This is a genomic window from Vibrio sp. Vb0304, assembly GCF_033338995.1.
Classification (GTDB): domain Bacteria; phylum Pseudomonadota; class Gammaproteobacteria; order Enterobacterales; family Vibrionaceae; genus Vibrio; species Vibrio alginolyticus.
On sequence record NZ_JAWOTT010000035.1, the window covers coordinates 1 to 26,916 of the forward strand.

Below are 26,916 nucleotides of genomic sequence, written 5' to 3' on the forward strand. Positions count from 1 at the left end.
AAATGCATAACCATATCGGGTTGATGCTCTGAAAACACGCGATCTAGTTCAGCTCGGTCACAGATATCTACTTGCTCAAAGTAGTAACGTTCACTCTCTGAGACATCAACCAGTGATTCTAGATTCCCTGCGTAGGTCAGTTTATCTAAATTGATGACGGTATCTTGGGTGTCACGAATGATATGTCGGACAACAGCTGACCCAATGAAGCCTGCTCCACCGGTTACTAATATTTTCATTACAAATGTTACCTACGTTAATTTTTGTGCCATCAGATACACATGAATACTTTATGATTATTGTAGTTTATAGACTCACTCGAGCATCGTGAGACTCAAGAAGGCTTACTTAGAGCAATCAATATAAAATGATAAAAAACTCAATTAAGATTGAGAAGCATAACCGTCCTGAAAATGTTCAAAATCGGACTCTTGCCAAATAATCTGTCGCTTTAAACGCTCTTTATTAAATGAACGCAGAAGTCTATTTAGATTTTGATGCTTCCAGTCACCAGAAGTTTCAAAACGACACTTATCAAAATCGATAATCCATACCTTATCTTTGTCGTCGATCAAGATATTGTGGATATTCAAATCGGTATGGTTAACGCCAACCTGATGCATCTTGGCAATTTCTTGCCCTATTTTCTGATACATTTCTACCGATAAAGACTGTTCTTGCAAGATACTAACCAGATCTCTGGCGTTTGGGATTCGCTCACTTAATAAATCAGCTTGATAGAAGAGTCCTGACTTTACGGCTCTTGCTGCAATAGGACGAGGAACGTGCACCCCAGCCTCAATTAGCGCCAACAAAAGCTGAAACTCTTGCGCACAACGGGTGTTATCCCAGCCAGAGAACCAATAATGATCGTTAACTAACTTCCCAAACAAACCGCCACGACGGTAATGACGTAGTGCCGCTTGCATGCTCTCTAGTTGGATAAACCATGTCGTGCCTCGCCCCGTCGCACTGCCAACCACCTTGTCGGAGGACTGCCAGTATTCCGCATCAAATATCGGTTGGCTAGGGTCTGTAATGATCTCGTCATCAAACCAGATCACTTGGTTGTTGTTTTTATACTGTTGAGTCATACGCTCACCCTCTAGCCTAAATACCGGCTGGCTAATATATACAACCAAGTAAATGCAGCAAACGCCAAAGCAACCATAACGGCAGCAGAGCCTATATCTTTAGCTCGACCACTGAGTTCATGCCGTTCAATACCGATACGATCCACTACCGCCTCAATCGCTGAGTTTACAAGCTCTACAATCAAGACTAACACCACGACCCCGATCATTAAGATACGCTCAACCATGCCGACATCCACGAGCCAAGCCAAAATCACGGCGATACTCAACAGAGCCAACTCTTGTCGAATGGCAGCTTCATACTTAAAAGCCGCTTTTAATCCTTGGATCGAATAACCCGTCGCTTTAACGATGCGCTTTAGCCCGGTGTTACCCGGCTTGCCAGATTCTTGCGATTGATGTGGTGTTGTCTTTGACATTGCAGAACACTTATCGGTACTTAGCTATATTCGAGCCGTGTATTTTACATTTATTGGGGATGTCTGCATAATTTACCTGCCTCTATTCATCGAATCAGACAATAATTATGTTCACTTCTGCCCCATCGTCACTATGCGTCTTGCGTTTGTCCGCTATCGGAGACGTTTGCAATACTATCGCCACCATTCAAGCTATTCAGAAACACTGGCCTTCGACCCAGATTACTTGGATAACGGGTAAACTTGAAGCCCAGTTATTAGCCGCCATCGATGGTGTAGAAGTGATTGTTTTTGATAAAAAAGCGGGACTTGATGGCTACAAATCACTTTGGCGACAGCTGAAAGGCAGAGAGTTTGATGCGCTATTGCATATGCAGTACGCGATTCGAGCGAGTGTCGCAACGTTGGGCATTAAAGCAAAATACAAACTTGGTTTCTCTTCTGATAGAAGCCAGGACTTTCAAACACTATTTACCAATGTCAAAGTGCCTTCCCCGCAATCTCTGCATGTCGCAGATGGCTTAATGGCCTTTGCCCATCAAATTGGGGTACCAAAGGCAGGACTAGACTGGGTACTTTCTTATTCAGACCACGACCAAGCTTGGGCAGAGTCTCATATTTCTCGTAGTAAACCTAACCTGCTGATTGTGCCTGGTGCGAGCAAAGCTTATAAAAACTGGAACGCGGAAGGTTATGTGGATGTGATTCATCACGCCAGAACAAAAGGCTGGAACGTGATTCTGGCAGGTAGCCCTGCTCAGGTAGAATTGGATCTGGCAGAAGCCATTCAATCTCGCTTGGAAGAACCGTGTCTAAATTTAGTTGGACAAAGTTCAATTCTGCAAATGCTTGCGTTAATAGATAAGGTTGAAATGGTCATCGCCCCCGATACCGGACCAGCACACATGGCGAATGCCATGAAAACGCCAATCATCGGGCTCTATGCACACCATAATCCGCTGCGAGTGGGACCTTACCGTTATCTAAAATACGTTGTCTCAGTGTATGAAGAAACAATCTTTGCGGAAACAGGCAAAAACAGTCACGAGTTAAGCTGGCGAACTCGCGCTAAAGATGAAACGGCAATGAACCGCATTACCAACACTCAAGTAATGAGCATGTTCGATCAAGTCTTAGAAGATTTGTATCCTCAATACCAGTAAACTTACTGTCTTGATTTGTTAAGAAGGAAATGACCTTGTCCAAACCAACCTTAGCCGTTGCCTTAATTGTAAAAAATGAAGAGAAGCACTTACAAGCTTGTCTAGACACAGTAAAAGATTGGGTCGATGAGATTGTCCTTCTAGACTCGGGCAGCACTGATCGCACTGAAGAAATCGCCCGACAATACACAGATAAGTTTTACACCAACCTAGATTGGCCAGGATTCGGTAAACAGCGCCAACTGGCGCAGCAATACGTTACAGCAGACTACGTTTTGTGGCTTGATGCGGACGAACAAGTCACTCCAGAGCTAAAAGAAAGTATCTTACACGCGGTATCAGCCAATAAGCCGAACGTTTTATACAAACTTAATCGACTAAGCTCAGCGTTTGGTAAGTTCATCTACCATTCTGGTTGGTCTCCAGACTGGATTGTGCGCTTATATCGCACCGAATATACACAATATAATGATTCGCTCGTTCATGAAAAAGTTGATGAGAAAAACTATCAAACTGAAAAACTGGATGGTCGACTGCATCACTACACTTACGAGCACCTTCATCATTACATCAATAAAACCACTGGATACCTCAAGGCCTGGACAGATGAACGGGAAGGAAAAAAGAAAGCGGGGTTAACGACCGCTATCGTTCACGCTCTTGCGAGCTTTTTGAAGATGTATGTTCTCAAACGAGGTTTCCTTGATGGCAAACATGGCTTCATTCTAGCTTGGCTAAGCATGCACTCTACTTTTGTAAAATATATCGATCTCTACTTACGTGAACAGGCAAAAAAATCATGAAAACGACTTTAATTATCACCACTTACAACTGGAAAGAAGCATTAAAAGCGGTGTTAGAAAGCGTGAAACGTCAAACCGTTTTGCCTGACGAAGTAATTGTTGCAGATGATGGCTCTCGAGAAGACACCAAAGCAATGGTTGACCAAATGCGTGAAGGTTTTCCGGTTCCACTGATTCATAGTTGGCACGAGGATAATGGCTTTCAGCTTTCAATGAGCCGCAACCGTGCGATCGCCAAAGCATCAGGTGACTACCTCATCATGATTGATGGCGACATGGTGCTGTCCCAAACGTTTATTGAATCACATAAGCAAGTCGCAAAACCAAATTGGTTTGTGCAGGGTGGACGTGTGTTAACGGATGAAAGCTGCAGCAAGGCCATCATGGAAAACGGCTTAGTGCCTTCCATTTTCAGCAAAGGCATTCGCAATCGTAAAAACTGCATCACCAACGCCTTGCTATCGAAATGGTTCTCTTACGAGCGTAATAACGATAAAGCCACTCGCGGCTGCAACATGGCGTTTTGGCGACAAGATGTCATCGAGGTGAATGGCTTCAACCAAGATTTTGTTGGATGGGGACGCGAAGACAGCGAGTTTGTTCATCGCATGTTGAATGCGGGTAAGTCACGTCTTTACCTAAAATTCGCAGGTGTAGGCTACCACTTGTACCACGTAGAAAACTCTCGTGCGTCACTCGGACAAAATGACGAGATTTTAGAAAACACCATTAAAAACAAGCTTAAACGCTGTGAGAATGGTGTTGATCAATTTCTAGAAGCTTAAGATTATAAAAAGGGGCGTTTCGCCCCTTTTTTATTGTTGCTGAGATAAAGCGAAGTACTTATCGGCAACCATCAATGAGATCAAACGCTCTTTAGGTTTATCTTTGAACTGCTCAACCCACTGGTGCGCATTTTCAATGATCGCTAATGCTTCTTGCTCATTCGCTAGGTAATAATCCATCTTTTCGGGCAAATCCGAATAGTCATCCTTCACTTCAACATAGTGGACGCCTGCCTCTAACTTACCTTCCATAAACCAAGTCTCATATTTTGGCTTTGACATAATAACCAAGGAGTTAGACGACATAGCCCACTTAAGGTTGGTGGCCACATCATTGCCTTCTATACAGAGCAAAAACTTATACTGCAGTTGCTCTTCAATACTCATAAAGCCCTTTTCCCATGGTTCCCCTTCTACCGGGCGGGTCTGGCCAATATTGCATTGCGGATGGTTGTAAAACGCATGAATCACCTTTTTACGATGCGGCTGAAAACCCACGCCGCGCCACGCTACCATGTCCTTTTTATCTTGATAGCGAACAGGATCATCAATAAATTTAAAATGACGAACTTGATTAAGTTTCAACACCACTGAATTTTGGTTGTTACCAAAAATAGGGCGGCTTTTTATAAAGCTCGGTACATTGGGGATGTGTGTAACATCGCCGTTGATGTAGTTAAACGCAAAACTGGAAGGGAAATAGCGTACAACTTGGCGAAGATCGAAAAAATACGTCCAGCCTTTCGTTTTTTTGAATGTATCGATGGTCGAGTAATTTTGTTCTCGGCTATCGACTGAAAACGGCGTTTCACACTTATTGTAATAGTTCACTCGCTCAAGACAGCGGTGCTGCTCTGCTTCGGTCAGATTCGAAAGTAAACGCTTGGCTTGTGCTCGATATACAAAGCGAGGGATAAGTATCGAGAGAGCGTTTGAGAAATAATAAGGGAACTTACTGTCTTTCATTCAGTTTTTCCCCAATCGCGATGGCTACTGGCTTGGGAACGAATTGTTCGATACTTCCGCCATGAATCGCTACTTCTCTCACGATAGTCGACGACAAAAACGCAAACTCTTCTTCAGGAGTTAAAAATACGCTCTCGATTCCTGGTAATAGCTTTCGGTACATGTTGGTCAGTCCAAACTCGTATTCAAAGTCTACCGTTGTTCGTAAACCACGAATAAGAACCTTAGCTTTCTCATCTCTCGCGAAATCCACTAATAACCCGGAGAACCCCTTTACCGTCACACCAGGTAAATGCGCTACAACGTCCTGCATCAGTGCAACGCGCTCTTCCAATGAAAACATAGTGTTCTTCGATGGGCTTGCGGCTACGCCAATCACAACCTCATCAAACATTTCGTGAGTACGTTCTATTAGATTGAGGTGACCATTAGTCACTGGATCAAAAGTGCCCGGATAAATGACTTTCATATAATTTACTAAGTTATTCGAAACTGATTGAATTATTGAGGCTCGAACGCAAGATTACAACAACTTAAGCTCGATAATAGCTCGACTTACTTCTGACACTCACTACAAAAGAAGGTATTACGTTGGCCAATCTTTAGCTCTTGAAGTCGTTCGCCACACTCTGGGCATGGCTCTCCGGGTTTTCCGTAAACCAATAACTCTTGTGCAAAGTAACCCGGCTTTCCATCGGCTTGCGCAAAATCTTTCAGAGTAGTCCCACCTTGCGTAATGGCAATCTCAAGTGTCATTTTGATATTTTCAACAAGTAACCTCCACTCTTGAGAAGTCAACTTACCTGCGGGCCTTGAAGGGTGAATTCGAGATTTAAACAACGACTCATTCGCGTAGATGTTCCCAACACCAACCACGACTTTGTTGTCCATGATGAACTGCTTGACGGCGACACGCTTATTTTTAGCTTTCTCCGCTACATATTCCGCATTGAACTCTTCAGTTAAAGGCTCAGGCCCCATGTTTGCTAGCACAGCATGTGACTCGCCAGGAGCACACCACAGCCATGCCCCAAAACGACGCGGATCGTTATAACGCAGTATTTTTCCACTGCTTAGTTTGAGATCCACATGATCGTGCTTTGCTGGCGGAAAGTCGGCATCTAGGACACGTAAAGACCCAGACATGCCCAAGTGAACAATGGCTGTACCTGTGTTTGTCTCGATCAGTAAGTATTTCGCACGACGGCTAATCGCACGGATCACCTGCCCTTCCAATTTTTTAAGCTCTGTAGGAATATCCCAGCGCAATTTAGGCGTTCGAAAAGTAAACGACTGGATCGTTTGTCCAACCATGTGGGGGCTAATCCCCATACGGCTCACTTCAACTTCTGGCAACTCAGGCATTAGATTCTCCAATTCACCGGCTAATAGTTCTCGCTGCTAGCATAATCGAAAAGAAAAACGATAAATAGGGAAGCTTATTAGGGGTATAGGCGCAAAAAGGCTCTACTCTGGCATAAGGTAGTTTTCATCGACGGAGATAGCGACCCATTTGTCTTGCCAGGTTTTAAATAGCCAAAAATCAGGTAAACGAAAGAAAGTCACCCGCTGCGGCTCTTCGAGATCCTGATACCAAACTTCTACCGTTTCAGGTACCGTCAGGTTAGGTTTTAAATGATCGTACTGTTCTGAGGTGAGCTCGGTCCCTTCCAATGATTGCCAGCGTGATACAAGTTCACTGATCGGTGCATCAACTTTGATGTTGGATTGCCATCGTCCATCATGCAGTTCAAACTCCCAGCCACTATAGTACAAAGACTCCACCGTATAGTCGGAGCGAAGTACATTTGGGTAAGGGTCTGCTTGGTCTGTTAATAGGTAAGTTTTGATCCACATCGGCGCATTTAAGATCACTATAAACGCGATAATGCCCAGAATAAGAATATTGTTCCATCGGCGGCGACGAGCCGGACTCACACGCATAACCATCTCTACTCTCTTATCGTTATGAGTAAACTACCAAAGAGTATTGAGCTTGACTAGAACAACGGTGTGCAAGTGTGTAGGGAAGTGGTAACGAAGCGGCAGAGAGCGATCAATCAAAAATTCGAGTATAGAGTCGGACCAGTAAAATAACTTCAGCAGTACTTTATAATCCGATGACGTACTGAACACTTTATCTTCAGCACTTTTATTCAGGTAATAAAAAACCCAACTCGAAAGTTGGGTTTTTCAATTCATCAAAGAGACTGAAACCAATTATTTGATTTTTGCTTCTTTGTACATAACGTGCTGGCGAACTACTGGATCAAACTTTTTGATCTCAAATTTGCCTGGCATGTTACGCTTGTTCTTATCAGTTGTGTAGAAGTGGCCTGTACCTGCAGAAGATACTAGACGGATTTTCTCACGAACGCCTTTCTTTGCCATTGCTTATTTCCTCTTAAACGTTTTCGCCACGTGCACGCATGTCTGCAAGAACAGTATCAATACCTTTCTTGTCGATGATGCGCATACCTTTAGCAGATAGACGTAGTTTAACAAAACGTTTTTCGCTCTCTACCCAGAAACGATGAGTTTGTAGGTTCGGCAGAAAACGACGCTTAGTAGCATTTCGTGCGTGTGAACGGTTGTTACCCGTTACTGGACGCTTACCAGTTACTTGGCATACTCGTGACATGAATGTCTTCTCCAAAATCGTTTCAGCTCGATATCAACCTTGGTGGCCGAACCTCTCTATCTCTCGAAAAGAAGTTAGAGGTTAAGAACCGCTATGGAAAATCCATACAAGGCTATCAAAGGTCGCGCATTATACTAACTTGATATGCATTGCTCAAGACCCGAACAGATCCTTTTTACAGGTTTTCGTGATCTTTTTTTAGACAGCAGATTTTTTTAGCAGTCCAAGCTGAATTCAGTTAAAAATTTAGTGGCGTGGATGATAGCAGATTTTTAGCAACTAACAACCTAAAAAACGCACAGTTATATCCAGCCTCTTTCAGCAAAAGAGACACTTTCCCCATCTCCGATGACGAAATGGTCCAAAATACGAATATCCACCAATGCTAATGCGTCAATGAGACGCCTTGTAATCCTTCTGTCAGCTTGGCTCGGCTCAGCACCCCCTGAAGGATGATTGTGCGCCAAAATCAAAGCCGCCGCGTTATGATGCAGAGCACGCTTAACAACTTCTCTCGGATACACCGACGCTGCATCCAACGTTCCTTCAAATAAAATTTCATCTTTTATCACTCGGTGCTAGTTATCGAGAAAAAGAATATAAAAAGCCTCTCTTTGCCGATCCCTTAAAATAGAAGACAGATATAACTTAGTTTGGTCGGGGCTGGTTAAGGCATCACCACGCTTTAGCGTCTCCGCCAAGTAACGTTGTGTCATTTCTAGTACAGCTTGCAATTGAACATACTTGGCTTGCCCTAATCCTTTGTGACGACAAAACTCTTCTTCTGATGCTGAAAATAGTTGTCTGAGCGAACCAAAGTCTTGAATAAGGAAGTCTGCAAGCTCAATCACGTTCATTCCGCGGGTGCCTGTGCGCAAGAAGATGGCCAGTAGCTCAGCATCGGTCAAAGCTTGCGGCCCTCGTTGCAGTAGCTTCTCTCTGGGCATGGACTCATTTGGCAAAGCTTTCAGTATCATCTGATGTCTCTTTATATGGAAAGTGTCCCTATTCCACAAAACAAAAAGCGAAAGTCGAGTATGACTTTCGCTTTCTTCGTACTATCAGTGTTTTCCATGCAACTTAACAGTTCATCAGAGTTTAAAGTTGCCAACCAAGCCGTGAATTTCTGTTCCAGACTGTGATAGCTGCGTGCTGATTGACTCGGCATGCTGCAACGTCTCATTAATGTTGTTCACGATCTGTTGAATAGCCACTAAGTTTTGGTTGATGTCTTCTGCAACCGCGCTTTGTTCTTCTGCGGCAGACGCGGTTTGAATACCCATATCTCGAATTGTTCCGATAGAATGATGAACACCAGAAAGAGATTGCTGAATGAGCGCAGATTCTTCCGCCGTTTTGACACCTCGTTTTTGGCTCACCGACATCGTACTGACCGCTCTTGATACACCATTTTGTAGCTGCTTGAGCATGTCGCCAATTTCATGAGTACTATTTTGCGTACGACTGGCTAACGAGCGCACTTCATCCGCAACGACGGCAAACCCTCGACCTTGCTCACCGGCTCTAGCCGCTTCAATCGCCGCATTTAGGGCCAACAAATTCGTTTGCTCGGCTATCTCGCCAATCACATCCAGCACTTTGGTTATTTTTTCGGTCTGTAAACTCAACTCAGAAATTGCATCTGACGTGCTGTCTATCTCCGTCACGAGTTCGGTAATGCCTTCTATTGCTTGCTCGACCTCATGCTGAGCGGCGGTGACTTGACTGTTGGCATCGTCAATTGCCTGCGCGGTCGCATTAGTATTGCTGGCTACTTCTTTGGCAGTCATGCTCATTTGTGTCACCGCAGTCACGACTTTGTCCGTCTCTAAACAGTGGTCCTGCATTTGGCCGCTCGCTTGGCTGGTCTGAGTGTTCAGGCTTTGGGAAACGGTTTGTACTGTCGTCGCAGAGCGGTGGATATCCTGCATCAGTGGGTGCAGCTTATCCATAAACTCATTAAACGCCGCTGCCACTTCACCGACTTCATCCTGACTTTCGACTTTTAAACGAGCCGTTAAGTCACCGCCGCCTGCGGCAACATCTTTTAATGAAGCCGCGACATGTTGTAATGGCTGAATGCCTTTAGACACCACGATACTGGTGAGAACACTGGTAATGATCAATCCAATAGCGGAAATCAACACGGCAGATAATGTATGCTCTTTTAGCTCTTGAGTCTTTAACTCTCTGTGCATCGCAACTTGTTGGTCGATGTCATCAATATAAACGCCAGTACCTAAAACCCAGTCCCATTTAGATAGATATTCTGCATAGCCCAACTTAGGCGCTTGTGCGTCAATGGTCGGTTTGTGCCACGAGAAATAGAGGAACCCATCCCCTTTTTGAGAAGCGTCAATCAAGCCCGCAATAACTGCGACCCCATTTTCATCTTTTAAGTCGTAAAGGTTTTTACCCTCTAATGCAGGTTTGATGGCGTGCAACGTATTCACACCTTGAGAGTCGTAGGCAAAAAAGTAACCATCGCTTTCAAAGCGCATGGCTTTCAGAATTTCTTTTGCTGCCTCTTTATTACTTCCATTTACATCCGTGTCGTATAACGGTTTTATCGCCGTCACGCCCATCATCATATAGGCTTGTAACTCTTTCTTTTTCGTTTCGATGAGCTCTTGCCTGTCTCTTGCCAGCTCCGCTTCCAAACTTTTACTGCTGTTGATGTAATACACCACTGAGATCAACGTGGTGATCAACAACAGCGGAATTAGGGTTATCAGCAGCAATTTGTTTCGACTTTTCAACACCATGGTTTCCACTACCTCTTTTTCTTTTCAGACTTGCAAACTCCGCGCAACTTGTCTGTGAGGTAGGCGAGAATTTTCCCTTCCTCGGTCAGATTAATACTCTGGAGTTTGATGTGAATTATCTTCTCGTTATATATGCTCGGGCGGTCAGACTTTGAATTGTGTTAAAATCCGGTCATCAAATTGGAGATCTCACATGCAAACACTAGCAGGAAAGAAAATTCTACTCGGCATCAGTGGCGGTATTGCCGCGTATAAATGTGCGGAGCTAACCCGTCGCCTCATAGAGAGAGGAGCGCAAGTTCAAGTTGTAATGACGAAAGCCGCAAAAGAGTTCATTACCCCTTTAACCATGCAAGCCGTTTCGGGCCGTCCTGTCTCGGACAGTTTACTAGACCCAGCAGCGGAAGCCTCTATGGGCCATATTGAATTGGCCAAATGGGCAGATTTAGTGCTATTAGCGCCCGCGACCGCGGACTTAATCGCGCGCATGTCCGCAGGCATGGGGAACGATTTACTTACTACGCTCGTGCTCGCGACGGATTCCCCTGTTGCTGTTTCTCCTGCGATGAATCAACAGATGTATCGCAATATCGCAACCCAAGAGAACATCGCTACGTTAGCGCGTCGTGGTATGCACATCTGGGGCCCTGCGGCAGGAGAGCAAGCCTGTGGTGATGTAGGACCAGGTCGAATGCTGGAACCAATGCAGCTAGTACATCTATGTGAACAGTTCTTTCAACCAAAATTGCTAGAAGGTAAGTCGATACTCATTACCGCCGGACCAACTCGCGAAGCGATTGATCCAGTGCGTTACATTACAAACCATAGCTCCGGGAAAATGGGCTATGCATTGGCGAGCGCCGCAGCGCAGATGGGAGCAAAAGTCACCCTCGTGAGCGGTCCTGTCAGTTTAAATACGCCCGTAGGTGTTGAGCGCATAAATGTTTCCAGTGCACAAGAGATGCACGAAGCCGTTATGACACATGCAAACCAGCATGATGCCTTTATTAGCTGCGCTGCCGTTGCCGACTACCGCCCACAAACGATCGCGTCTCAAAAGTTGAAAAAGACAGAAGACAACGACGAAATGGTCATTAATATGGTTAAAAATCCTGATATTGTTGCATCTGTGGCAGCAATGACGGAGAAGCGTCCGTTTACCGTCGGTTTTGCGGCTGAAACCAATGATGTAGAGACCTATGCTCGAGGCAAGTTAACAAAGAAAAACCTCGATATGATCTGTGCAAACGACGTTTCGGTTGCAGGGCAAGGATTTAACAGCAACGACAACGCAATTACCCTTTACTGGCCTGAAGGTGAACTTGCGCTCGCTTTAGAATCAAAAGAAGCATTGAGCTTTAAAATTCTCGAAAAAATGCATCAATTGATGTAACTAACGTTTGAAAACCCTGCCAATTTTTTACAAAAGCTGGCATAAATTTGGTACAAAAATGACAACTAAGGGTGTTAAATCTCCCATTCCACCCTTAGTGGTCTAGTTTGAGGCGAAATAGCGTCTTATAATCCCCTCCGCTCAACTTTGTATTTTGAAAGGAAGTAACTAATGGCCGGCAGTAAAAAATCCAACCGTCGTGAAGAGATCTTACAAGCATTGGCAGAAATGCTTGAATCAACAGATGGCGCTTCACGCATTACTACGGCAAAACTGGCCAAGCAAGTCGGCGTTTCAGAAGCCGCGCTGTATCGTCATTTCCCAAGTAAAGCGCGCATGTTCGAAGGGTTGATTGAGTTCATTGAAGAAGCCTTGATGACACGTATCAACCGTATTCTAGACGACGAAAAAGATACACTAGAGCGTATTCGTATGGTGATGCACCTTATTTTGGCGTTCTCTGAACGTAACCCAGGTCTGACACGCATTTTGTCGGGTCATGCTCTAATGTTTGAAAATGAACGTCTACGTGAACGCATCAATCAACTCTTTGAGCGTATAGAAACACAATTGCGCCAAATCCTGCGTGAACGTAAGATTCGTGAAGGGAAGTCTTTCCCTGTCGAAGAGCGCATCCTAGCCGCGCAAATTCTGGGACAAGTTGAGGGGAGCCTAAACCGCTTTGTGCGTAGCGACTTTAAATACCAGCCGACTGCAAACTTTGACGAGTACTGGGCGCTTTTGAGTGCACAAATAAAGTAAAAGACTATGAGTAAAGACAAATACACGCAGCCCGAGTTTTCTCTTTCACTTCTTCACCCTCGTAACTGGGGCGTATGGCTTGGTTTTGGTCTGTTGGCCATCCTCGTCAATATTCTTCCTTATCGGCTGCTGCTTTCATTAGGTCGTTCACTCGGTAAACTTGGCATGCGCTACGGTAAAAAGCGTGTCCACGTTGCTCAGCGTAACTTAGAATTGGCCTTTCCAGACAAAACACCTGAAGAGATTCAACATATTGTTGAAGAGAACTTCAAAAATACTGGTATGGCACTGATAGAAACCGGAATCACTTGGTTCTGGCCGACTTGGCGCTTTAAAAACCTGATCGTCGAGAAAGATCTCGGCGCACTGCGTGAAAAAGCCAAAGAAGGTAAAGGCGTCCTACTTTGTTGTGTCCATGCTCTAAATCTAGAGATCACTGCGCGTGCTTTCGCCGTGTTAGGCGTGGCCGGGTACGGCGCGTTTCGTCCACATAATAATCCTGCTTATAACTTTATCCAGTATTGGGGACGGACACATAACGGCAATAAACTGATTGATCGTAAAGATGTAAAAAAGATGATTCGTGTTTTACGCAGCGGTGAGCGTCTGTTCTATTTACCGGATCACGATTACGGTCGCAAAAAATCAGTATTTGTGCCCTTCTTTGCCGTAGACAATGCGTGTACGACAACAGGCACGAGCATTCTGGCGTATACCTCAAAATGTGCGATCATCCCAGGCTCAGGGTTTCGCAATGACGAAGGAAAATACGACATCATCGCCGATAAGTGCATTGAAGCCGATTATCCACAAAAAGACGAAGTCGCCGCTGCCGCTTATATGAACAAGTATGTGGAAGAAGTCATTCTACGCGCTCCAGAGCAATGGATGTGGCTCCATAAACGCTATAAAACCATGCAAGATGAGCATGTCGAGAAAGGCATTCGCTATAAGTAAGTGGTCAAGGCGATGAATCCAAAAACAAAAAAGGGCAGATGAATATCCATCTGCCCTTTTTACTTTTTCAGAAAAAGTAACCAATTAAATGCCGTATTCTGCGCGGTATGCTTTGACTGCTTCTAGATGCTCTTTGTCTTTGCCTTTCTCTTCAAGGAAAGTCACAAGGTCAGTCAGGCTAACGATCGAGATGATTGCACAACCAAAGTCACGCTCCACTTCTTGGATCGCAGACAATTCACCTTTGCCTTTTTCTTGGCGGTCAATCGCAACCAACACACCAGCAAGGTCTGCACCATTCGCCTTGATGATTTCCATCGATTCACGAATCGCAGTACCTGCTGTGATTACGTCATCCACTAGCATGATTCGACCTTCAAGCGCAGAGCCTACAAGGTTACCGCCTTCGCCGTGATCTTTCGCTTCTTTACGGTTGAAGCAGTAAGGCGTGTCGATATCGTGGTGATCCGCCAGCGCGACTGCTGTTGTCGTCGCGATTGGGATACCTTTGTACGCCGGGCCAAACAGTACATCAAACTCAATGCCAGAATCAGCGAGCGCGGCTGCGTAAAAACGACCAAGACGCGCTAGGTCACGACCAGTATTGAAAAGACCAGCGTTAAAGAAGTACGGGCTTTTACGGCCAGATTTCAAAGTAAACTCACCAAACTTAAGAACTTCTTTCTCAAGTGCAAACTCAATAAATTCACGCTGGTATGCTTTCATTATTTTCTCTCTATGTCCTTGGTTTCTTGTGTCTCTTCTCGACAATCATTCATTTCTCTATTGTCGAGATAAAAAAATAGCCCCCATAATGGGAGCTATCTAAATCAATTGGCTAACGCCGCCTTCTGCGCTGCGACAATTTCCGTAATGCCGACTTTCGCCGACTCGAGCAATGCCATCAGCTGTTCGTGACTGAACGGTTCACCTTCTGCGGTGCCCTGAATTTCAATCATCTTGCCTTCTTCTGTCATTACCACGTTCATGTCTGTGTCTGCCGCTGAATCTTCAACGTATTCAAGGTCACACAGAACATCATCACCTAGCAAACCAACTGAAACTGCCGCTACGTGGCCTTTCATTGGGTTTGCTTTTAGCTTGCCGCTATCTACTAGGTGTTGGAATGCATCGGCCATTGCAACACTTGCGCCGCTGATGGATGCAGTACGCGTACCACCGTCAGCTTGGATAACGTCACAGTCAACGGTGATCATGAACTCACCCATGGCTTTTAGGTCGACAACAGCGCGTAGGCTTCGCGCGATAAGACGCTGAATTTCCATCGTACGGCCGCCTTGTTTGCCACTTGCCGCTTCACGACGAGTACGCGAATGTGTTGCTCGAGGTAGCATGCCGTATTCAGCTGTAACCCAGCCTTTACCTTGACCTTTTAGCCAACGTGGCACAGATTCTTCGACGGTCGCATTACACAACACTTTGGTGTTACCGAACTCAACTAGCACTGACCCTTCAGCGTAAGCTGTGTAGTTACGAGTAATTTTGATAGGGCGAACTTGATCCGCCTTGCGATCGTTTGGACGCATGGGCATCTACCTTAAATATGAGGAGAAGACGATTTGGTTGGGCGAAGATTATAACGGAATCGATTCCGGATTCATAGGTTACGCCGCTGGCACAACATAAACAATCCATACATCCCGCGCACCTATCGACGCAGCGTGATACACTCTTGAAGTAATTTTCAAAAAATGAAGACAGGAAAATTCGATGATTTACAGTATGACAGCGTATGCACGCAAAGAAGTAAAAGGCGATTGGGGTTCTGCGGTATGGGAAATCCGCAGCGTGAACCAGCGTTATTTAGAAACATACTTCCGCATGCCAGAGCAATTTCGCGGGTTAGAGCCCGTTTTACGTGAGCGCTTTCGTAAGCGCTTAGCGCGAGGCAAAGTAGAATGTAATCTGCGTTTTGAAGCAAACCCTGCCGCAAAAGGTGAGCTTAGCATCAATGAAGCGCTTGCTAGCCAGGTAATTAAAGCCGCTGAACAAGTCATGCACATGACTGGTGAACTGAGCCGAATCAATCCATTTCAAGTCATGCAATGGCCGGGGGTAATGGAAACGCCAGAGCAAGACATGGATGCAGTAAATAAAGTGCTACTAGAAGCGTTTGATGGCGCAATGGATGAATTTATTGAAGCGCGCGCTCGTGAAGGCGAGAACATGAAAGCGCTGATTGAACAGCGTTTAGACGCCATCTCTGCAGAAGTCGTAAAAGTGCGTGCCCGCATGCCAGAAATTTTAGAATGGCAACGTGAGCGACTATTCTCGAAGTTCGAAGACGCTAAAGTGGAACTGGATCCATCTCGTATCGAGCAAGAGTTGGTTTTGCTAGCGCAAAAATCGGATGTTGCTGAAGAGCTCGATCGCTTGGACTCTCACGTAAAAGAAACCACAAACATTCTGAAAAAAGGTGGCGCAGTGGGTCGCCGTCTAGATTTTATGATGCAAGAGTTCAACCGTGAATCAAACACGCTAGCGTCGAAATCCATCAGCACCGACATCACCGCATCGGGCGTTGAACTGAAAGTTCTAATTGAACAGATGCGTGAGCAGATCCAAAACATTGAATGATCTAAAAGTCATCGAGTATTGAAACAAAAAAGCCCCGCTAGTGCGGGGCTTTCTTTTACTCATCTTTTTCCAAGGTTCTGTTATCAACGTAGGGCCAATAATGGTGTCCAATTCTGATCAGCAAAGTAGCCGCAGCCAAAATAAACGCAGCCAGAGATAACCACACAACCAAAACCGCATCCAGCTCTTTCATTCCGAGAGTGATATAGCGGGCGATCGCCATCATCGCGATGTAGATAGGATAGCGTACCGGAATTTTACCGTTCATCACGAACTGCTGCACCATGGCGAGCACTTCCAGATAGATAAACATCAACAGAATATCTGTGAGTAAGACACGCTTCTCTACAAATACGTGCACAAACTCTTGCATCATGGCGTACAACGTCGCCAAGGTAATAGAGACTAATAATACCGCCTCCAAAATATGGAAGATTCTCAGGAAAGGTCGACTAAAGGATTTCGGTAAATTCGACGGCATGGTCCATTATCCAAACAAAGAAAATAGGCCTTGAGTTTAGCATGCAACGATCTTCAATCAATCAGAATAAACATCAGTGTAAATCGACTCCAAGTCCTGGCATTTGCTTATAAAAACGCTCCGCTTATTTGGCGGAGCGCTTTTGTGTTATAGGACCTGTGGCATCACTTACGCCACTTGCTGCTTTTTTTCAGCTACGCGCTTTTTCTTCCGATATTTAGGGTGAGTGATCGGAATCGCAGATAGGAGTTTTTTGGTGTATTCGTTTTGCGGGTTTGCATAAATTTCTTTAGCACTGCCTGCTTCTACCACTTTGCCAAAATACATCACGGCAACTTTGTCAGAAACATGTTTCACCACCGAGAGATCGTGAGAGATAAATATGATCGCCAAGTTCATTTCTTGTTGCAGTTGTAGCAATAGGTTCAAGATTTGCGCCTGTACCGACACATCTAACGCAGATACCGATTCATCACAAATCAGCAGTTTAGGCTTCAATGCAATCGCGCGAGCGATACCGATACGCTGCCGTTGCCCGCCTGAAAATTCATGTGGATAACGGTTTACTGCCGTTTCTGGTAATCCCACTTTGATTAAAAGCTCTTTTACCCATTGTTTACGCTCTGTTGGCGTGCCAATTTTATGAATAACAAACGGTTCTTCCAGAATCATACCGATGGTATGACGCTGATTGAGTGACTCCATTGGGTCTTGAAAGACGATTTGCATGTCTTTACGCAGCGATCGCATCTCTTTCACAGACAATTTAGTGATGTCTTTACCTTCAAAGAAAATCTTACCTTCTGTTGGCTCGTATAACTTTAAGATCGTGCGACCAAGGGTGCTTTTACCACAACCTGACTCACCAACTAGCCCCAGTGTTTCACCTTCAGAAACAGACAGTGAAACCCCGTCTACCGCTTTGATGGTGTAGCCTTTCTTGAACAGCCCTTTACCAGAAACAAAGTGCTGCTTAAGATTTTCAATTCTTAATACTTCTTTTGCCATAACATCCTCTTTTATGACTGGTTCACTTTGCCCAGTTAACTGGCAAACATACTGGCATCAATAGGCTTGATATCGATCATCTGCTTCGGCTCATTATCTAAGCTCGGCATCAATCCCATTAAACGCTCTGTGTATGGGTGCTGCGGGTTATCAAACAACTCAAAAATTTCTGCTTTTTCGACAATACGTCCGCCATACATCACGGCAACATCATCACACACTTCTGCCACAACCCCGAGATCGTGAGTGATGAAGATCATCGCCATGCCCGTTTCTTCCTGAAGCTCGTTCATCAGTTCAAGGATAGACGCCTGAACCGTAACATCCAACGCTGTAGTCGGTTCATCACAAATCAGAATATCCGGCTTACAGGCCAATGCCATCGCGATCATGACACGCTGGCGCATACCACCAGATAGGTTATGGGGATACTCATTCAATCGCTTCCCTGGCATTGGAATTTTTACTTTTGCCAGCATTTCAATCGAGTACGCCTCCCGCTCCTTTTTGTCGAGCTCAGGTCGATGGAGCTCAAGCACTTCACATATTTGACGACCAATGGTGTGCACTGGGTTGAGCGCCGTCATCGGGTCTTGGAAGATGATCGAAATGCGATCGCCACGCATGGCGTACATCTCTTCCGCAGGCAAATCAACTAGGTTGGTGCCGCGATAATTCACTTCACCTTTGATAATGTTGCCATATGGCTTAGGTAATAGCCCCATGATCGACATTGAGGTTACGCTCTTACCACTACCTGACTCTCCTACCAAACCGAGTGTACGTCCAGCTCTCACATCAAAGTTCACACCATGCAGAACCTTCACTGGCCCATCATCGGTGGTAAATTCAACTTCGAGATCTTTAACACTTAGGATTACATCGTTTTCCATAACCAATCCTTACAGCTTATAAGTGTCATCTACGACAACAACAGGTTCAAAAGCTTTGCCTGACTTCATCGCTTGTTTCGTTTCTTTTTTGATATCACTATCAATCCAGTAAGTGCCATCGCCTATGATTGCACCACTGAACAGCGCCTCTGTCATGCGATTCATTGGCTTATCTGGAAACTTTAACCAGCGCCAGTGACCATAGCGGACATAAGGAACCATGTAGCCTGGGACGATAACGTGAGCATCAATGATGTCACGCTGAATCTCATGACCTAGCTGGATCTTTTTATCCATATCCATGCCAAAACGATACTCGATGATCTTTTCATCCAGTTCAGGCGTGCTGTAGTTTGTGAAAGAGTTAGTTTGCGGCTTGTTCGCATTGACTGAATGGAAGTACTCCCAATACGTTGGGATCTCAGACGTACCCATATCTAAGAAAGCCAAATCGTGCTTTTTCTCACGTACGTATTTGAACATGGATGAGCCATCAACTAACTTGAGCTCAATATCCAGCCCTGCTAGCTTGGCTTGCTCACGCAAAAATGCAATACGAGGAGTATGAACAGGTGTTCCGTAGGTCAGCTCGAAGCTTAAGCGCTCACCTTTATCATTAACACGAATACCATCAGAACCAATTTTGTTAAAGCCTGCGGCTTCGAATGCCTCGGCCGCTTTTGCGGGATCAAACTTCGGTGCCTTAGCATCTGGTAGGGTGTATTTACCATGACCATAACCGGTCGGGTTCGGTTTACGGGAGTAGTCGCCACGCATGACATTCTCTATCATGCCATCAAAGTCAATCGCGTAAGTAATGCCCTTGCGAATGTTTAAATCATCCAGCAAAGGCATCGCGGTGTTCATCCATACACCACCAGCCCCAACTGGGAATTGGTTGTAACCCCAGAACTTTTGAATGTATCCCTTTTGGTAAGGTTCCGTATTCGATTTATCATGCCATAAGCTTGGTAAAACAAGACCAAATGCGTCCAGCTTCCCTTTCTCAAAGTGCTTCATCGCGATATCACTGTCGCGAATCACTGTGATGCGGATTTTGTCGACATTATAACGATGTTGATAATACTTATTGCTGTAACCCCACCAGTCTTCACCGACATGTTTGAAGGTAACACTTTTACCTTTTTTAATGTCATCTAGGTAGTATGCACTGGTCGTTGGTTCACTTTTAAAATTGTAGTAGCGGACAAAGTTGTCATGTATACCGTCACCATTTTCATCTTTTGAAGGGTTAGCATAAAAATGTGCGGGACGTGGGCGCAGGGCCCCCATTCGTAACAGCAACTCTTCCGGATTAAACTCTTTCGCCGCCTTAACAGCAAACGTGTGAGTGTCGTACTTGATAACATCCGCAATCGTTTTGTTGTAGTAATCGTTGTACCAAGGCTCCAAGATGTCCTTGGAACGATAAAACTTCAGCATGAACACGAAATCGTCGGCAGTCACAGGTTTGCCGTCCGACCATTTGGCTTCAGGGTTGAGTTTGAAATAGACCGTTTTGTTGTCACCTGCTAACGCCCACTCGTTAGCAAGCTCAGGGATAAACTCTAAAGTATCTGGGTGGCGGACCACCAAGCCTGGTGTTTCATCTAAGATAAAAGAACGTAGCCCTGCATTAGCGTCTGGGCCAACACTACGTAACGTCTGCGGGAAACTTGACATAAAGGTGCGATAAGTCCCTCCACGTTTCGCTTCTGGCGAACCATATTGAGGCTCATCCCAGTTTGTTTGCCAGTTTAAGTCAGTCGGAAGCGTTGCTGACATTGCACCAAAACTCAGGGCGCTCAGCGTGGACGCTAAAAATAATTTCTTCATAAAACTTCCCTTTTTATGTTTTGCTCACAATGCTCGCTTAAACATAGCGTGTGAATTTTTTCGGGTCGAAAGCCGCTCGAATGGCTTCACCAATAAAGGTCACCATTACCAGAACCAGAACAATAGAAGTCACTACTGACGCAACAATCCATGGCGAATCTAAGTTTGACTTACCTTGTTGCAGTAGTTCACCCCAACTTGGCGTTGGTGGCATCAAGCCTAATCCTAGGTAATCGAGAGCAGTCAGTGCTGTGATGTTAGCTGCAATAGTGAAAGGCGCTAGGGTTACAATCATCACCATCGTATTTGGCAAGATGTGATTAAACAAGATACGTCCGGTCGATGCCCCTAAAGCACGAGCCGCCATTACATATTCTCGTGCCGCTTCTTTATAGGTCATGGTCCGCATGTACCATGTCATCCCCATCCAAGTGAAAAGCACGTTAATAGCGACAAAGAGAGCGAACGTCGGCTGAACGATTGAGACAAGAATCATAATGACGTACAAAAACGGGACCATTGACCAGATTTCGATAAGTCGCTGTACAAACAAGTCAAATTTACCGCCCCAAAAACCCATAGCACAACCGACTGCAGTACCGATCGCGTAGGAAATGGCCATCGTAAGCAACGCAAATCCCATCGCCGTTCTGAATCCGTAGACGAGTCGCGCCAAAATATCGCGACCTATCACATCTGTACCTAAATAATGCTTATTTTCGGCACTAGGCGCTGTTGGCGGGAAATCACCACTAAAATCTTGTTCGTATGGGTTCCACGGCACAAGCGGCAAAATAACAAAGTTGTCGCCCCCTTCAGCCTCAAACGCTTTTTGCAGTACACGATAATCGGCTTCACTGGATGACTCTTGGCCGAATTCGCTACCTAAACGTACGTCACTGACAACAGGAAAATAGTAGCTACCATCGTACTTGACGACTAGCGCTTTACTGTTGATCAAAAGTTCGGCGAATAGAGAAAGGATCAACATGATAGAAAGAGCAACAAACGACCAATAGCCTCGTTTGATCTCTTTAAAGTGACGAATTTTCTTTTGAGTTAATGGACTAACTTTAATCATGTTACGCTCCAAACTTCACACGTGGGTCGACTAAAGCAACACAAATATCTGAAATGATGTTACCAATGAGCAGTAACAACGCATTAATGGCGACAATACCCATAACAACAGGGTAATCACGCTCCATGATTGATTCGTAACCCAATAAGCCAATGCCATCAATATTGAAGATAACTTCAATCAGGAAGGCACCGGTCATGAAGAACAACAAAGAGTTACCAAAGTGACTCGCGATCGGAATTAAGCTGTTACGCAACGCGTGCTTACGAACTGCTTTTTTGAAAGGTAATCCTTTCGCAATTGCGGTGCGGATGTAATCTGAGGAAAGGTTTTCCATCAGGTTATTTTTCATTGTCATCGTCAGCGTGGCAAAATCACCAATGAGGTAACAGATCAAAGGCAACACCGCATGCCACATAATGTCTTTAGCGCGTTCAAAGAAGGTTTCGTAATCGTCGAAGTCATCGCCGACAAAGCCTCCCATCGGAAACCATTCCAAGTGATAACTAAATAACGTGATCAGCAATACACCCACCACATAACCTGGTAGCGCGTAGCCTACGAAAATGAGTACTGAAGAGGCGGAATCAAACACAGAACCGTGCTTGAGCGCCTTATAGTAACCAAGAGGAATCGAGATAAAATAACTAATAAAGAAGGTCATGCCGCCATAAAACAACGACACTGGCAAACGCTCTGCGATCATATCCGAGACAGGCTCGTAGTAACGCGTCGACTCGCCAAGATCTAGCATTACCAAACGACTTAACCACTCGACGTACGCTTCCGTTACAGGTTTATCCAGGCCATAAAACGCATTCAGCTCCGCGATTTGATCGTCAGAAAGGGCCGTATTACCACCCGCAGACGTCATTGATGCGGCGCCATCTCCCTGAGACTGCATTTGTGACAACATGCGTTCAACAGGTCCGCCAGGCACGAAACGAGTGATAGCAAAGATGAGAATAGTTATCCCGAGAAACGTTGGGATAACCAACGCCAAACGGCGTAAAAAGTACGACAGCATATACAACTTGCTCCTTGTCTACTGTCCAGTTCAAACGGAGTGAAAGAGGATATTTTCCGCCCAAAATGGTGCATATTTATCTCGTAGTAACTAAAACTGTTGAAGCACACTCCCTGCGCCTCAAGAGCTAGACTTTTCTACTACTGCAATAATTTCAGCGTCATATTTATCTTGAATCCACATCAGCTTCAAGTGTTTGAAACCAAAACATGACAAACTTCCTTCGATGTCGAAAAACAGAAATGTTTTTGTAAAAAATTATAAAAAACCACAAAAATAATTCATACAGAATATCAATCTAGGCTGTTTAGAGCCAAAACCCTACATAAAAATGCACCCTACACACATAAATAGCCACATAATCCAAGGTTATATTTGACCTAAAAATACGAGTGAGCCCTTTAACCGTAATGGGTATCATATTTTGATACCACCTAATAAGTTCGAGCTAACAAAGTATGGATTCGATATAAAACTCATCTCAGAACAATTCACTGGAAAAATATCTTTTTCCAGATTCAATTACCCACTAAAAAACCATAGGCAAGATAAGTCATTAAAGTTTATAAGAAACACAAAATACGGTGTTTTATTGAAATTTAATCTCGATTCATAAACCTTATTCGGTTTTTTATTCCGCCTTTTAAATAAAACCTGGTTATTTACATCTTTTTTACATTTAAGCATCCCCGTTTACCACTGGTTTGACTTCCTTTTTTCATCTCGGTTATACATTGGCCGAACGTTAACGAAATATTAACGTCACATTTGGCCGCTATGCGGCCAGACATAGGAAATAATAATAATCGGAGCAACAAGGATGTATAAAAACACAACCGCTTTATCTGTTGCGATAAGCCTTGCTTTGGGGACAGCAGCAGTTGCAGCCCCAGCAACAGCACTGGCAGAAGAGCAGCAAGTTGAAAAACTTCAAAAGATGAAAGTTACTGGTTCGCGTATCTCCACGACGGATATGGAAGGTCCTTCACCAGTTACTGTTATTAATAGTAAAGACATTGAGTCTAAAGGCTTTAACAGCGCGCAAGACGTATTGAACAGTTTGACCCAAAACACAGGTGGTGTAATGGCTCAAACAGACTCTTTCTCGTTTACACCAGCAGCGCAGTCAGTCAACTTACGTGGCCTTGGCGCGTCACGCACATTGATTCTTATTGATGGCCGTCGTCTTCCTCAATACCCGCTAGCACAAGATGGTACATCTAACTTCCAAGATATCGGCCAAATCCCTGTCGCCGCTATTGAGCGTGTTGAAGTAATGACCGACTCAGGTTCTGCTATCTACGGCTCCGACGCAATCGGTGGTGTCGTAAACTTCATTTTAAAGAAAGACTTTGATGGCGTTTCTGTAAAAGTACGCGCGGGTGACGCGACGGATGGTGGTTACCAAAATGGTCGTTTAGACGTTGTAGCTGGCAAAAACTTTGACGACAAACGTATTCTCTTCGTTGGCCAATTTGCGGGCAACGAAATGCTAAAGCAATCTGACCGAGATGATTGGGCTGGCGATGACGGTTCTAGCCGTTCTCAGCTAAGTGGCTACTCTAGCTACGGTGCAAACTTTGAAGGCGCCAACGGAACACTTCTAACACCAGCTGATGCTGGTTCTTCATGTAAAGAAGTCGTTGGTGATGCCGCGATTGAACGAGCGGATGGAAAGTGTGGTGTTAACCGCTCTGCATACCGAACATTAAAACCAGAAAACAAACAAGTAGACCTACTTTTACGTGGTGAAATGGACATTAACGACAATGTCACTGCCATGGCAGAAGCCCGTTTTGGCTACAAGTCTACAGAATCTGAATTCGAACCTAACCCTTACAGCGTTGAAGTTGATGCCACTCACTTCCGCGGCGAAGGCGAATACACTCGCCGTATGGTCGAATTTGGACCACGCGAAAGTAACACTGAAGCCGATTCTTTTGGCTTAACCTTAGGCTTGAACGGCCTGCTTGCTGATACGTATGATTGGGACCTATCCGCTGGTTACTCTGAGCAAAGCGTTGAAACAAGCAACCCAGCAATCTTCCTAACTCTCGACCAAGCTGTACAAAATGGTGATGTCGATCTTCTAGGGCCTATCTCTCAAGACGTTGTAGACAAATACAGCGGCACTTCAAGCAAAGAAGCCTACTCAAAGCTTTACTCTGTTAACGGCTCACTGGCTGGTGATTTGGTTGAACTTCCTGCAGGTATGTCTGGCTTTGCTGTTTATGGTGAATGGAACCGTACTGACTACAATGAGACGATTGATGCTACAACAGCAGCTGGTGGTTTCTCTGGTCTAGGTGGAACATCAGGCGGCGGTGACCGCGATCAGATTGGTCTTGGTGTTGAAGCTCTTATTCCTATCATTGAAGATTTAGAAATGACTGTCGCTGGTCGTTACGACCACTACTTCGACGACTCGGCAACTGGCGGCGCATTCACTCCTAAAGTAGCCCTAGCATACCGTCCTACTGACACCCTATTGCTACGTGGTAGCTACGGTCTAGGCTTCCGAGCTCCAGACTTGAAGCGACTATTTGGTGATCAAACTCGAGGCTTTGGTTCTGGTTTTGACCCTGTGCTTTGTGCCAACGCTGGTGGTAGCGGCCCACAAGATAAAGACAAGTACCCAGAGTGTGATACTCAGTACTTCGATACGCTTAATGGCCCTAACTCTGAGCTGAAAGAAGAAACAAGTACAAACATTAACTTGGGCCTAGCGTGGGAGCCTGTGGATGATCTTGGTGTAACTGTTGACTGGTACCACATCAAGATGGAAGACGTCGTAACAGCACCAACTTACCAAGACGTAATTAACGATCCAGGTAAATACCCAGGTACTGAAGTCGTTCGTAACCCAGATGGCACCATCAAGTCGGTATCCTATGGTCCAGTGAACCAGTCGTATGAAGAGCGTTCTGGTATTGACCTAGCGATCAAATACGCATACGACACTAATGAGTTCGGTTCATTTAACACGCGTGTTGCTGTAACGAAGATCTTGATTGCTGAATATCAAGAAAACGACAGCGAGCCTGTAACGGATGAAAGAGATTTCATGCCTGAATACACCGCAACGTTAAATCTTGGCTGGGCATATGAAGATGTCGCTATCAACCTATTTGGTAAATACCGCGACCGTATGTGTTCAAGCTACGCAAACCGTTACTACTTTGATGACTGTGATTCTGCTAAAAAAGCGGGTTACAAAGCAGAAATCGCTAGTATGACAACGTGGAACCTAACGGCTTCTTACCAATTCAACGAGAGTGGTCGTGTAACTCTTGGTGCTATCAACATGTTTGACAAAGTACCGCCTGCAGATCCTCTAAGCGATACCTCTCCATTCTATGCAACTGGGTATGACGATCCAATCGGACGTCAGCTATACGTCGAGGCATCATACGACTTCTAAAAAATATTTGGCGCGGGTTTTCCGCGCCCTTTTCGACTGACTAAAACACTGACAAGGATGCAACCATGAAATTCAAGGAATTTGGTCTCAGTGCCATAGCTGCAGCATTGCTTACTATCAGTAGTAGCTCTATAGCGGCCAACTCTGGTGCTGTCGTTTCCACACAAGCAAAAGCAAATCAATCTTCAGAAGCTTCGCAACAAAAAATCGACAATTATGCCGAAAGTACTGAAGGCATGTTGGCAGAATACAAAGGCTTACTACGTCAAATCGACAGCATGAAAGTCTACAACGAGCAAATTAACCGTATGGTTCAATCACAGCAAGGTGAATTGGACTCATTAAATAACCAAATTGCTCAGATCGATCAAACGGCAACAGAAGTAGTGCCACTAACACTTAAAATGATCGATGCACTCGATGAGTTTGTGACTCTCGATCTACCTTTCCAGAAAAAAGAACGTAATAAACGTGTCCAAGAACTGCGTCGTCTCATGGATCGCGCCGACGTAACGACTTCTGAGAAATTCCGTAAAGTGATGGAAGCCTACCAAATTGAAGAAGGCTTCTCTCGCTCAATTGAATCTTACAAAGCTAGCCTAGATAGAAATGGGGAAACCGTGACTTACGACTTCCTACGTATTGGTCGCACGGCGCTTTTATTCCAATCTCCAGACGGTGGTGAGACAGGTATGTGGAACCAACAAACACGTCAATGGGAAACATTACCGGAAAGCTACCGCATAGCGGTACAGCAAGGCCTTCGTATCGCGAAGAAGCAAGCGCCACCAGCGCTAATCAAATTGCCTGTATATGCTGGGGA

At 45.0% G+C, this 26,916-nt stretch carries 27 protein-coding genes and 1 pseudogene; 9 read left to right on the plus strand and 19 right to left on the minus strand.

The window, feature by feature from the left end; genetic code table 11:
* The 3 genes from R7P35_RS22600 to R7P35_RS22610 form a co-directional block, all read right to left on the minus strand.
* Positions 1-239: NAD-dependent epimerase/dehydratase family protein (locus tag R7P35_RS22600; RefSeq protein WP_318092658.1), on the minus strand; the 239-nt coding region annotated here is incomplete at its 3' end.
* A 144-nt stretch (positions 240-383) separates the two neighbouring features.
* Complete coding sequence (locus tag R7P35_RS22605) at positions 384-1,094, minus strand: 3-deoxy-D-manno-octulosonic acid kinase (protein ID WP_171345965.1); 711 nt, start codon at positions 1,092-1,094, stop codon at positions 384-386.
* A gap of 11 nt (positions 1,095-1,105) precedes the next feature.
* Positions 1,106-1,513, minus strand: coding sequence for a diacylglycerol kinase (locus R7P35_RS22610; RefSeq protein ID WP_005379424.1), 408 nt, complete (start codon positions 1,511-1,513; stop codon positions 1,106-1,108).
* A gap of 107 nt (positions 1,514-1,620) precedes the next feature.
* On the opposite strand from R7P35_RS22610, the gene R7P35_RS22615 reads away from it, so the two are divergent.
* From R7P35_RS22615 to R7P35_RS22625, 3 genes are read left to right on the plus strand one after another with little or no spacing between them, the layout of a single operon-like run.
* On the plus strand, positions 1,621-2,676 hold the full coding sequence (locus R7P35_RS22615; protein WP_005379423.1) for a glycosyltransferase family 9 protein: 1,056 nt from the start codon (positions 1,621-1,623) through the stop codon (positions 2,674-2,676).
* Between the two features lie 35 nt (positions 2,677-2,711).
* Complete coding sequence (locus tag R7P35_RS22620) at positions 2,712-3,479, plus strand: glycosyltransferase family 2 protein (RefSeq protein WP_005395793.1); 768 nt, start codon at positions 2,712-2,714, stop codon at positions 3,477-3,479.
* On the plus strand, positions 3,476-4,264 hold the full coding sequence (locus R7P35_RS22625) for a glycosyltransferase family 2 protein (protein WP_005379421.1): 789 nt from the start codon (positions 3,476-3,478) through the stop codon (positions 4,262-4,264). The genes R7P35_RS22620 and R7P35_RS22625 overlap by 4 nt, the downstream gene beginning before the upstream one ends.
* A 30-nt stretch (positions 4,265-4,294) precedes the next feature.
* Here the strand turns inward: R7P35_RS22625 and R7P35_RS22630 are convergent, their stop codons facing one another.
* The 8 genes and pseudogenes from R7P35_RS22630 to R7P35_RS22665 all read right to left on the minus strand — a co-directional run bounded on the left by R7P35_RS22630 (position 4,295) and on the right by R7P35_RS22665 (position 10,636).
* On the minus strand, positions 4,295-5,230 hold the full coding sequence (locus R7P35_RS22630; RefSeq protein WP_005379412.1) for a glycosyl transferase family 90: 936 nt from the start codon (positions 5,228-5,230) through the stop codon (positions 4,295-4,297).
* Entirely contained in the window at positions 5,217-5,699 is a 483-nt protein-coding gene (gene coaD, locus R7P35_RS22635) for a pantetheine-phosphate adenylyltransferase (protein ID WP_005379411.1), read from the minus strand. Before coaD ends, R7P35_RS22630 begins: the two co-directional genes overlap by 14 nt.
* Before the next feature lie 86 nt (positions 5,700-5,785).
* On the minus strand, positions 5,786-6,595 hold the full coding sequence (gene mutM, locus R7P35_RS22640; RefSeq protein ID WP_042522608.1) for a bifunctional DNA-formamidopyrimidine glycosylase/DNA-(apurinic or apyrimidinic site) lyase: 810 nt from the start codon (positions 6,593-6,595) through the stop codon (positions 5,786-5,788).
* Positions 6,596-6,697: 102 nt separating this feature from the next.
* Positions 6,698-7,174 (minus strand): hypothetical protein, encoded by a 477-nt coding sequence (locus R7P35_RS22645; protein ID WP_031777180.1) that lies wholly within the window; start codon positions 7,172-7,174, stop codon positions 6,698-6,700.
* A gap of 276 nt (positions 7,175-7,450) precedes the next feature.
* On the minus strand, positions 7,451-7,621 hold the full coding sequence (rpmG, locus tag R7P35_RS22650) for a 50S ribosomal protein L33 (protein ID WP_004410866.1): 171 nt from the start codon (positions 7,619-7,621) through the stop codon (positions 7,451-7,453).
* Between the two features lie 13 nt (positions 7,622-7,634).
* A complete protein-coding gene (gene rpmB, locus R7P35_RS22655; RefSeq protein WP_005384783.1) occupies positions 7,635-7,871 on the minus strand; it encodes a 50S ribosomal protein L28 in 237 nt (78 codons plus the stop codon).
* A gap of 302 nt (positions 7,872-8,173) precedes the next feature.
* Positions 8,174-8,848: pseudogene (radC, locus tag R7P35_RS22660) on the minus strand (RadC family protein).
* 114 nt (positions 8,849-8,962) lie between these two features.
* Entirely contained in the window at positions 8,963-10,636 is a 1,674-nt protein-coding gene (locus R7P35_RS22665; protein ID WP_033905951.1) for a methyl-accepting chemotaxis protein, read from the minus strand.
* Positions 10,637-10,829: 193 nt separating this feature from the next.
* On the opposite strand from R7P35_RS22665, the gene coaBC reads away from it, so the two are divergent.
* From coaBC to R7P35_RS22680, 3 genes are all read left to right on the plus strand, one after another.
* Positions 10,830-12,029, plus strand: coding sequence for a bifunctional phosphopantothenoylcysteine decarboxylase/phosphopantothenate--cysteine ligase CoaBC (gene coaBC / locus R7P35_RS22670; RefSeq protein ID WP_017820705.1), 1,200 nt, complete (start codon positions 10,830-10,832; stop codon positions 12,027-12,029).
* A gap of 171 nt (positions 12,030-12,200) precedes the next feature.
* Positions 12,201-12,791 carry a nucleoid occlusion factor SlmA gene (slmA, locus tag R7P35_RS22675; protein WP_005379386.1) on the plus strand — a complete coding sequence of 197 codons (591 nt, stop codon included), beginning with the start codon at positions 12,201-12,203 and terminating at the stop codon, positions 12,789-12,791.
* Positions 12,792-12,797: 6 nt separating this feature from the next.
* Positions 12,798-13,748, plus strand: coding sequence for a Kdo(2)-lipid IV(A) acyltransferase (locus tag R7P35_RS22680; protein WP_017634992.1), 951 nt, complete (start codon positions 12,798-12,800; stop codon positions 13,746-13,748).
* 84 nt (positions 13,749-13,832) lie between these two features.
* Here R7P35_RS22680 and pyrE read toward each other — a convergent pair whose 3' ends face one another.
* Together pyrE and rph are read right to left on the minus strand one after the other, a co-directional pair.
* Positions 13,833-14,474, minus strand: coding sequence for an orotate phosphoribosyltransferase (gene pyrE, locus R7P35_RS22685; protein WP_182038436.1), 642 nt, complete (start codon positions 14,472-14,474; stop codon positions 13,833-13,835).
* A gap of 104 nt (positions 14,475-14,578) precedes the next feature.
* Positions 14,579-15,295: a ribonuclease PH gene (gene rph / locus R7P35_RS22690; protein WP_017634994.1), complete on the minus strand. Its 717-nt coding sequence runs from the start codon at positions 15,293-15,295 to the stop codon at positions 14,579-14,581.
* A gap of 184 nt (positions 15,296-15,479) precedes the next feature.
* Between rph and R7P35_RS22695 the strand changes: the two genes are divergently transcribed.
* Positions 15,480-16,346: a YicC/YloC family endoribonuclease gene (locus tag R7P35_RS22695; protein ID WP_318092661.1), complete on the plus strand. Its 867-nt coding sequence runs from the start codon at positions 15,480-15,482 to the stop codon at positions 16,344-16,346.
* 55 nt (positions 16,347-16,401) lie between these two features.
* Here R7P35_RS22695 and R7P35_RS22700 read toward each other — a convergent pair whose 3' ends face one another.
* The 6 genes from R7P35_RS22700 to R7P35_RS22725 all read right to left on the minus strand — a co-directional run bounded on the left by R7P35_RS22700 (position 16,402) and on the right by R7P35_RS22725 (position 22,672).
* Entirely contained in the window at positions 16,402-16,827 is a 426-nt protein-coding gene (locus R7P35_RS22700; protein WP_017820704.1) for a phosphate-starvation-inducible protein PsiE, read from the minus strand.
* Between the two features lie 168 nt (positions 16,828-16,995).
* Positions 16,996-17,835, minus strand: coding sequence for an ABC transporter ATP-binding protein (locus R7P35_RS22705; RefSeq protein WP_005379372.1), 840 nt, complete (start codon positions 17,833-17,835; stop codon positions 16,996-16,998).
* A gap of 35 nt (positions 17,836-17,870) precedes the next feature.
* Positions 17,871-18,728, minus strand: coding sequence for an ABC transporter ATP-binding protein (locus tag R7P35_RS22710; RefSeq protein ID WP_213904774.1), 858 nt, complete (start codon positions 18,726-18,728; stop codon positions 17,871-17,873).
* Between the two features lie 9 nt (positions 18,729-18,737).
* Positions 18,738-20,564, minus strand: coding sequence for an extracellular solute-binding protein (locus R7P35_RS22715; protein WP_017634997.1), 1,827 nt, complete (start codon positions 20,562-20,564; stop codon positions 18,738-18,740).
* A gap of 37 nt (positions 20,565-20,601) precedes the next feature.
* Positions 20,602-21,645, minus strand: coding sequence for an ABC transporter permease (locus R7P35_RS22720; RefSeq protein ID WP_005379369.1), 1,044 nt, complete (start codon positions 21,643-21,645; stop codon positions 20,602-20,604).
* Position 21,646: 1 nt separating this feature from the next.
* Positions 21,647-22,672, minus strand: a complete 1,026-nt coding sequence (locus tag R7P35_RS22725) for an ABC transporter permease subunit (RefSeq protein ID WP_005384771.1) — start codon at positions 22,670-22,672, stop codon at positions 21,647-21,649.
* Between the two features lie 820 nt (positions 22,673-23,492).
* Here R7P35_RS22725 and R7P35_RS22730 point away from each other — a divergent pair.
* Both R7P35_RS22730 and R7P35_RS22735 read left to right on the plus strand, forming a co-directional pair.
* Positions 23,493-26,093 carry a TonB-dependent receptor plug domain-containing protein gene (locus tag R7P35_RS22730; RefSeq protein WP_017634998.1) on the plus strand — a complete coding sequence of 867 codons (2,601 nt, stop codon included), beginning with the start codon at positions 23,493-23,495 and terminating at the stop codon, positions 26,091-26,093.
* A 65-nt stretch (positions 26,094-26,158) separates the two neighbouring features.
* A partial coding sequence (locus tag R7P35_RS22735; protein ID WP_318092664.1) for a DUF3450 domain-containing protein occupies positions 26,159-26,916 on the plus strand: 758 nt, incomplete at its 3' end.

Bases quoted from the DNA above. Each gene is read 5' to 3' on its own strand.
- R7P35_RS22605 (WP_171345965.1), bottom strand. From the start codon at position 1,094: ATGACTCAACAGTATAAAAACAACAACCAAGTGATCTGGTTTGATGAC.
- R7P35_RS22610 (WP_005379424.1), bottom strand. From the start codon at position 1,513: ATGTCAAAGACAACACCACATCAATCGCAAGAATCTGGCAAGCCGGGT.
- R7P35_RS22615 (WP_005379423.1), top strand. From the start codon at position 1,621: ATGTTCACTTCTGCCCCATCGTCACTATGCGTCTTGCGTTTGTCCGCT.
- R7P35_RS22625 (WP_005379421.1), top strand. From the start codon at position 3,476: ATGAAAACGACTTTAATTATCACCACTTACAACTGGAAAGAAGCATTA.
- R7P35_RS22630 (WP_005379412.1), bottom strand. From the start codon at position 5,230: ATGAAAGACAGTAAGTTCCCTTATTATTTCTCAAACGCTCTCTCGATA.
- coaD (WP_005379411.1), bottom strand. From the start codon at position 5,699: ATGAAAGTCATTTATCCGGGCACTTTTGATCCAGTGACTAATGGTCAC.
- mutM (WP_042522608.1), bottom strand. From the start codon at position 6,595: ATGCCTGAGTTGCCAGAAGTTGAAGTGAGCCGTATGGGGATTAGCCCC.
- R7P35_RS22645 (WP_031777180.1), bottom strand. From the start codon at position 7,174: ATGCGTGTGAGTCCGGCTCGTCGCCGCCGATGGAACAATATTCTTATT.
- rpmG (WP_004410866.1), bottom strand. From the start codon at position 7,621: ATGGCAAAGAAAGGCGTTCGTGAGAAAATCCGTCTAGTATCTTCTGCA.
- rpmB (WP_005384783.1), bottom strand. From the start codon at position 7,871: ATGTCACGAGTATGCCAAGTAACTGGTAAGCGTCCAGTAACGGGTAAC.
- R7P35_RS22665 (WP_033905951.1), bottom strand. From the start codon at position 10,636: ATGGTGTTGAAAAGTCGAAACAAATTGCTGCTGATAACCCTAATTCCG.
- coaBC (WP_017820705.1), top strand. From the start codon at position 10,830: ATGCAAACACTAGCAGGAAAGAAAATTCTACTCGGCATCAGTGGCGGT.
- slmA (WP_005379386.1), top strand. From the start codon at position 12,201: ATGGCCGGCAGTAAAAAATCCAACCGTCGTGAAGAGATCTTACAAGCA.
- R7P35_RS22680 (WP_017634992.1), top strand. From the start codon at position 12,798: ATGAGTAAAGACAAATACACGCAGCCCGAGTTTTCTCTTTCACTTCTT.
- pyrE (WP_182038436.1), bottom strand. From the start codon at position 14,474: ATGAAAGCATACCAGCGTGAATTTATTGAGTTTGCACTTGAGAAAGAA.
- rph (WP_017634994.1), bottom strand. From the start codon at position 15,295: ATGCGTCCAAACGATCGCAAGGCGGATCAAGTTCGCCCTATCAAAATT.
- R7P35_RS22695 (WP_318092661.1), top strand. From the start codon at position 15,480: ATGATTTACAGTATGACAGCGTATGCACGCAAAGAAGTAAAAGGCGAT.
- R7P35_RS22700 (WP_017820704.1), bottom strand. From the start codon at position 16,827: ATGCCGTCGAATTTACCGAAATCCTTTAGTCGACCTTTCCTGAGAATC.
- R7P35_RS22705 (WP_005379372.1), bottom strand. From the start codon at position 17,835: ATGGCAAAAGAAGTATTAAGAATTGAAAATCTTAAGCAGCACTTTGTT.
- R7P35_RS22710 (WP_213904774.1), bottom strand. From the start codon at position 18,728: ATGGAAAACGATGTAATCCTAAGTGTTAAAGATCTCGAAGTTGAATTT.
- R7P35_RS22715 (WP_017634997.1), bottom strand. From the start codon at position 20,564: ATGAAGAAATTATTTTTAGCGTCCACGCTGAGCGCCCTGAGTTTTGGT.
- R7P35_RS22720 (WP_005379369.1), bottom strand. From the start codon at position 21,645: ATGATTAAAGTTAGTCCATTAACTCAAAAGAAAATTCGTCACTTTAAA.
- R7P35_RS22725 (WP_005384771.1), bottom strand. From the start codon at position 22,672: ATGCTGTCGTACTTTTTACGCCGTTTGGCGTTGGTTATCCCAACGTTT.
- R7P35_RS22730 (WP_017634998.1), top strand. From the start codon at position 23,493: ATGTATAAAAACACAACCGCTTTATCTGTTGCGATAAGCCTTGCTTTG.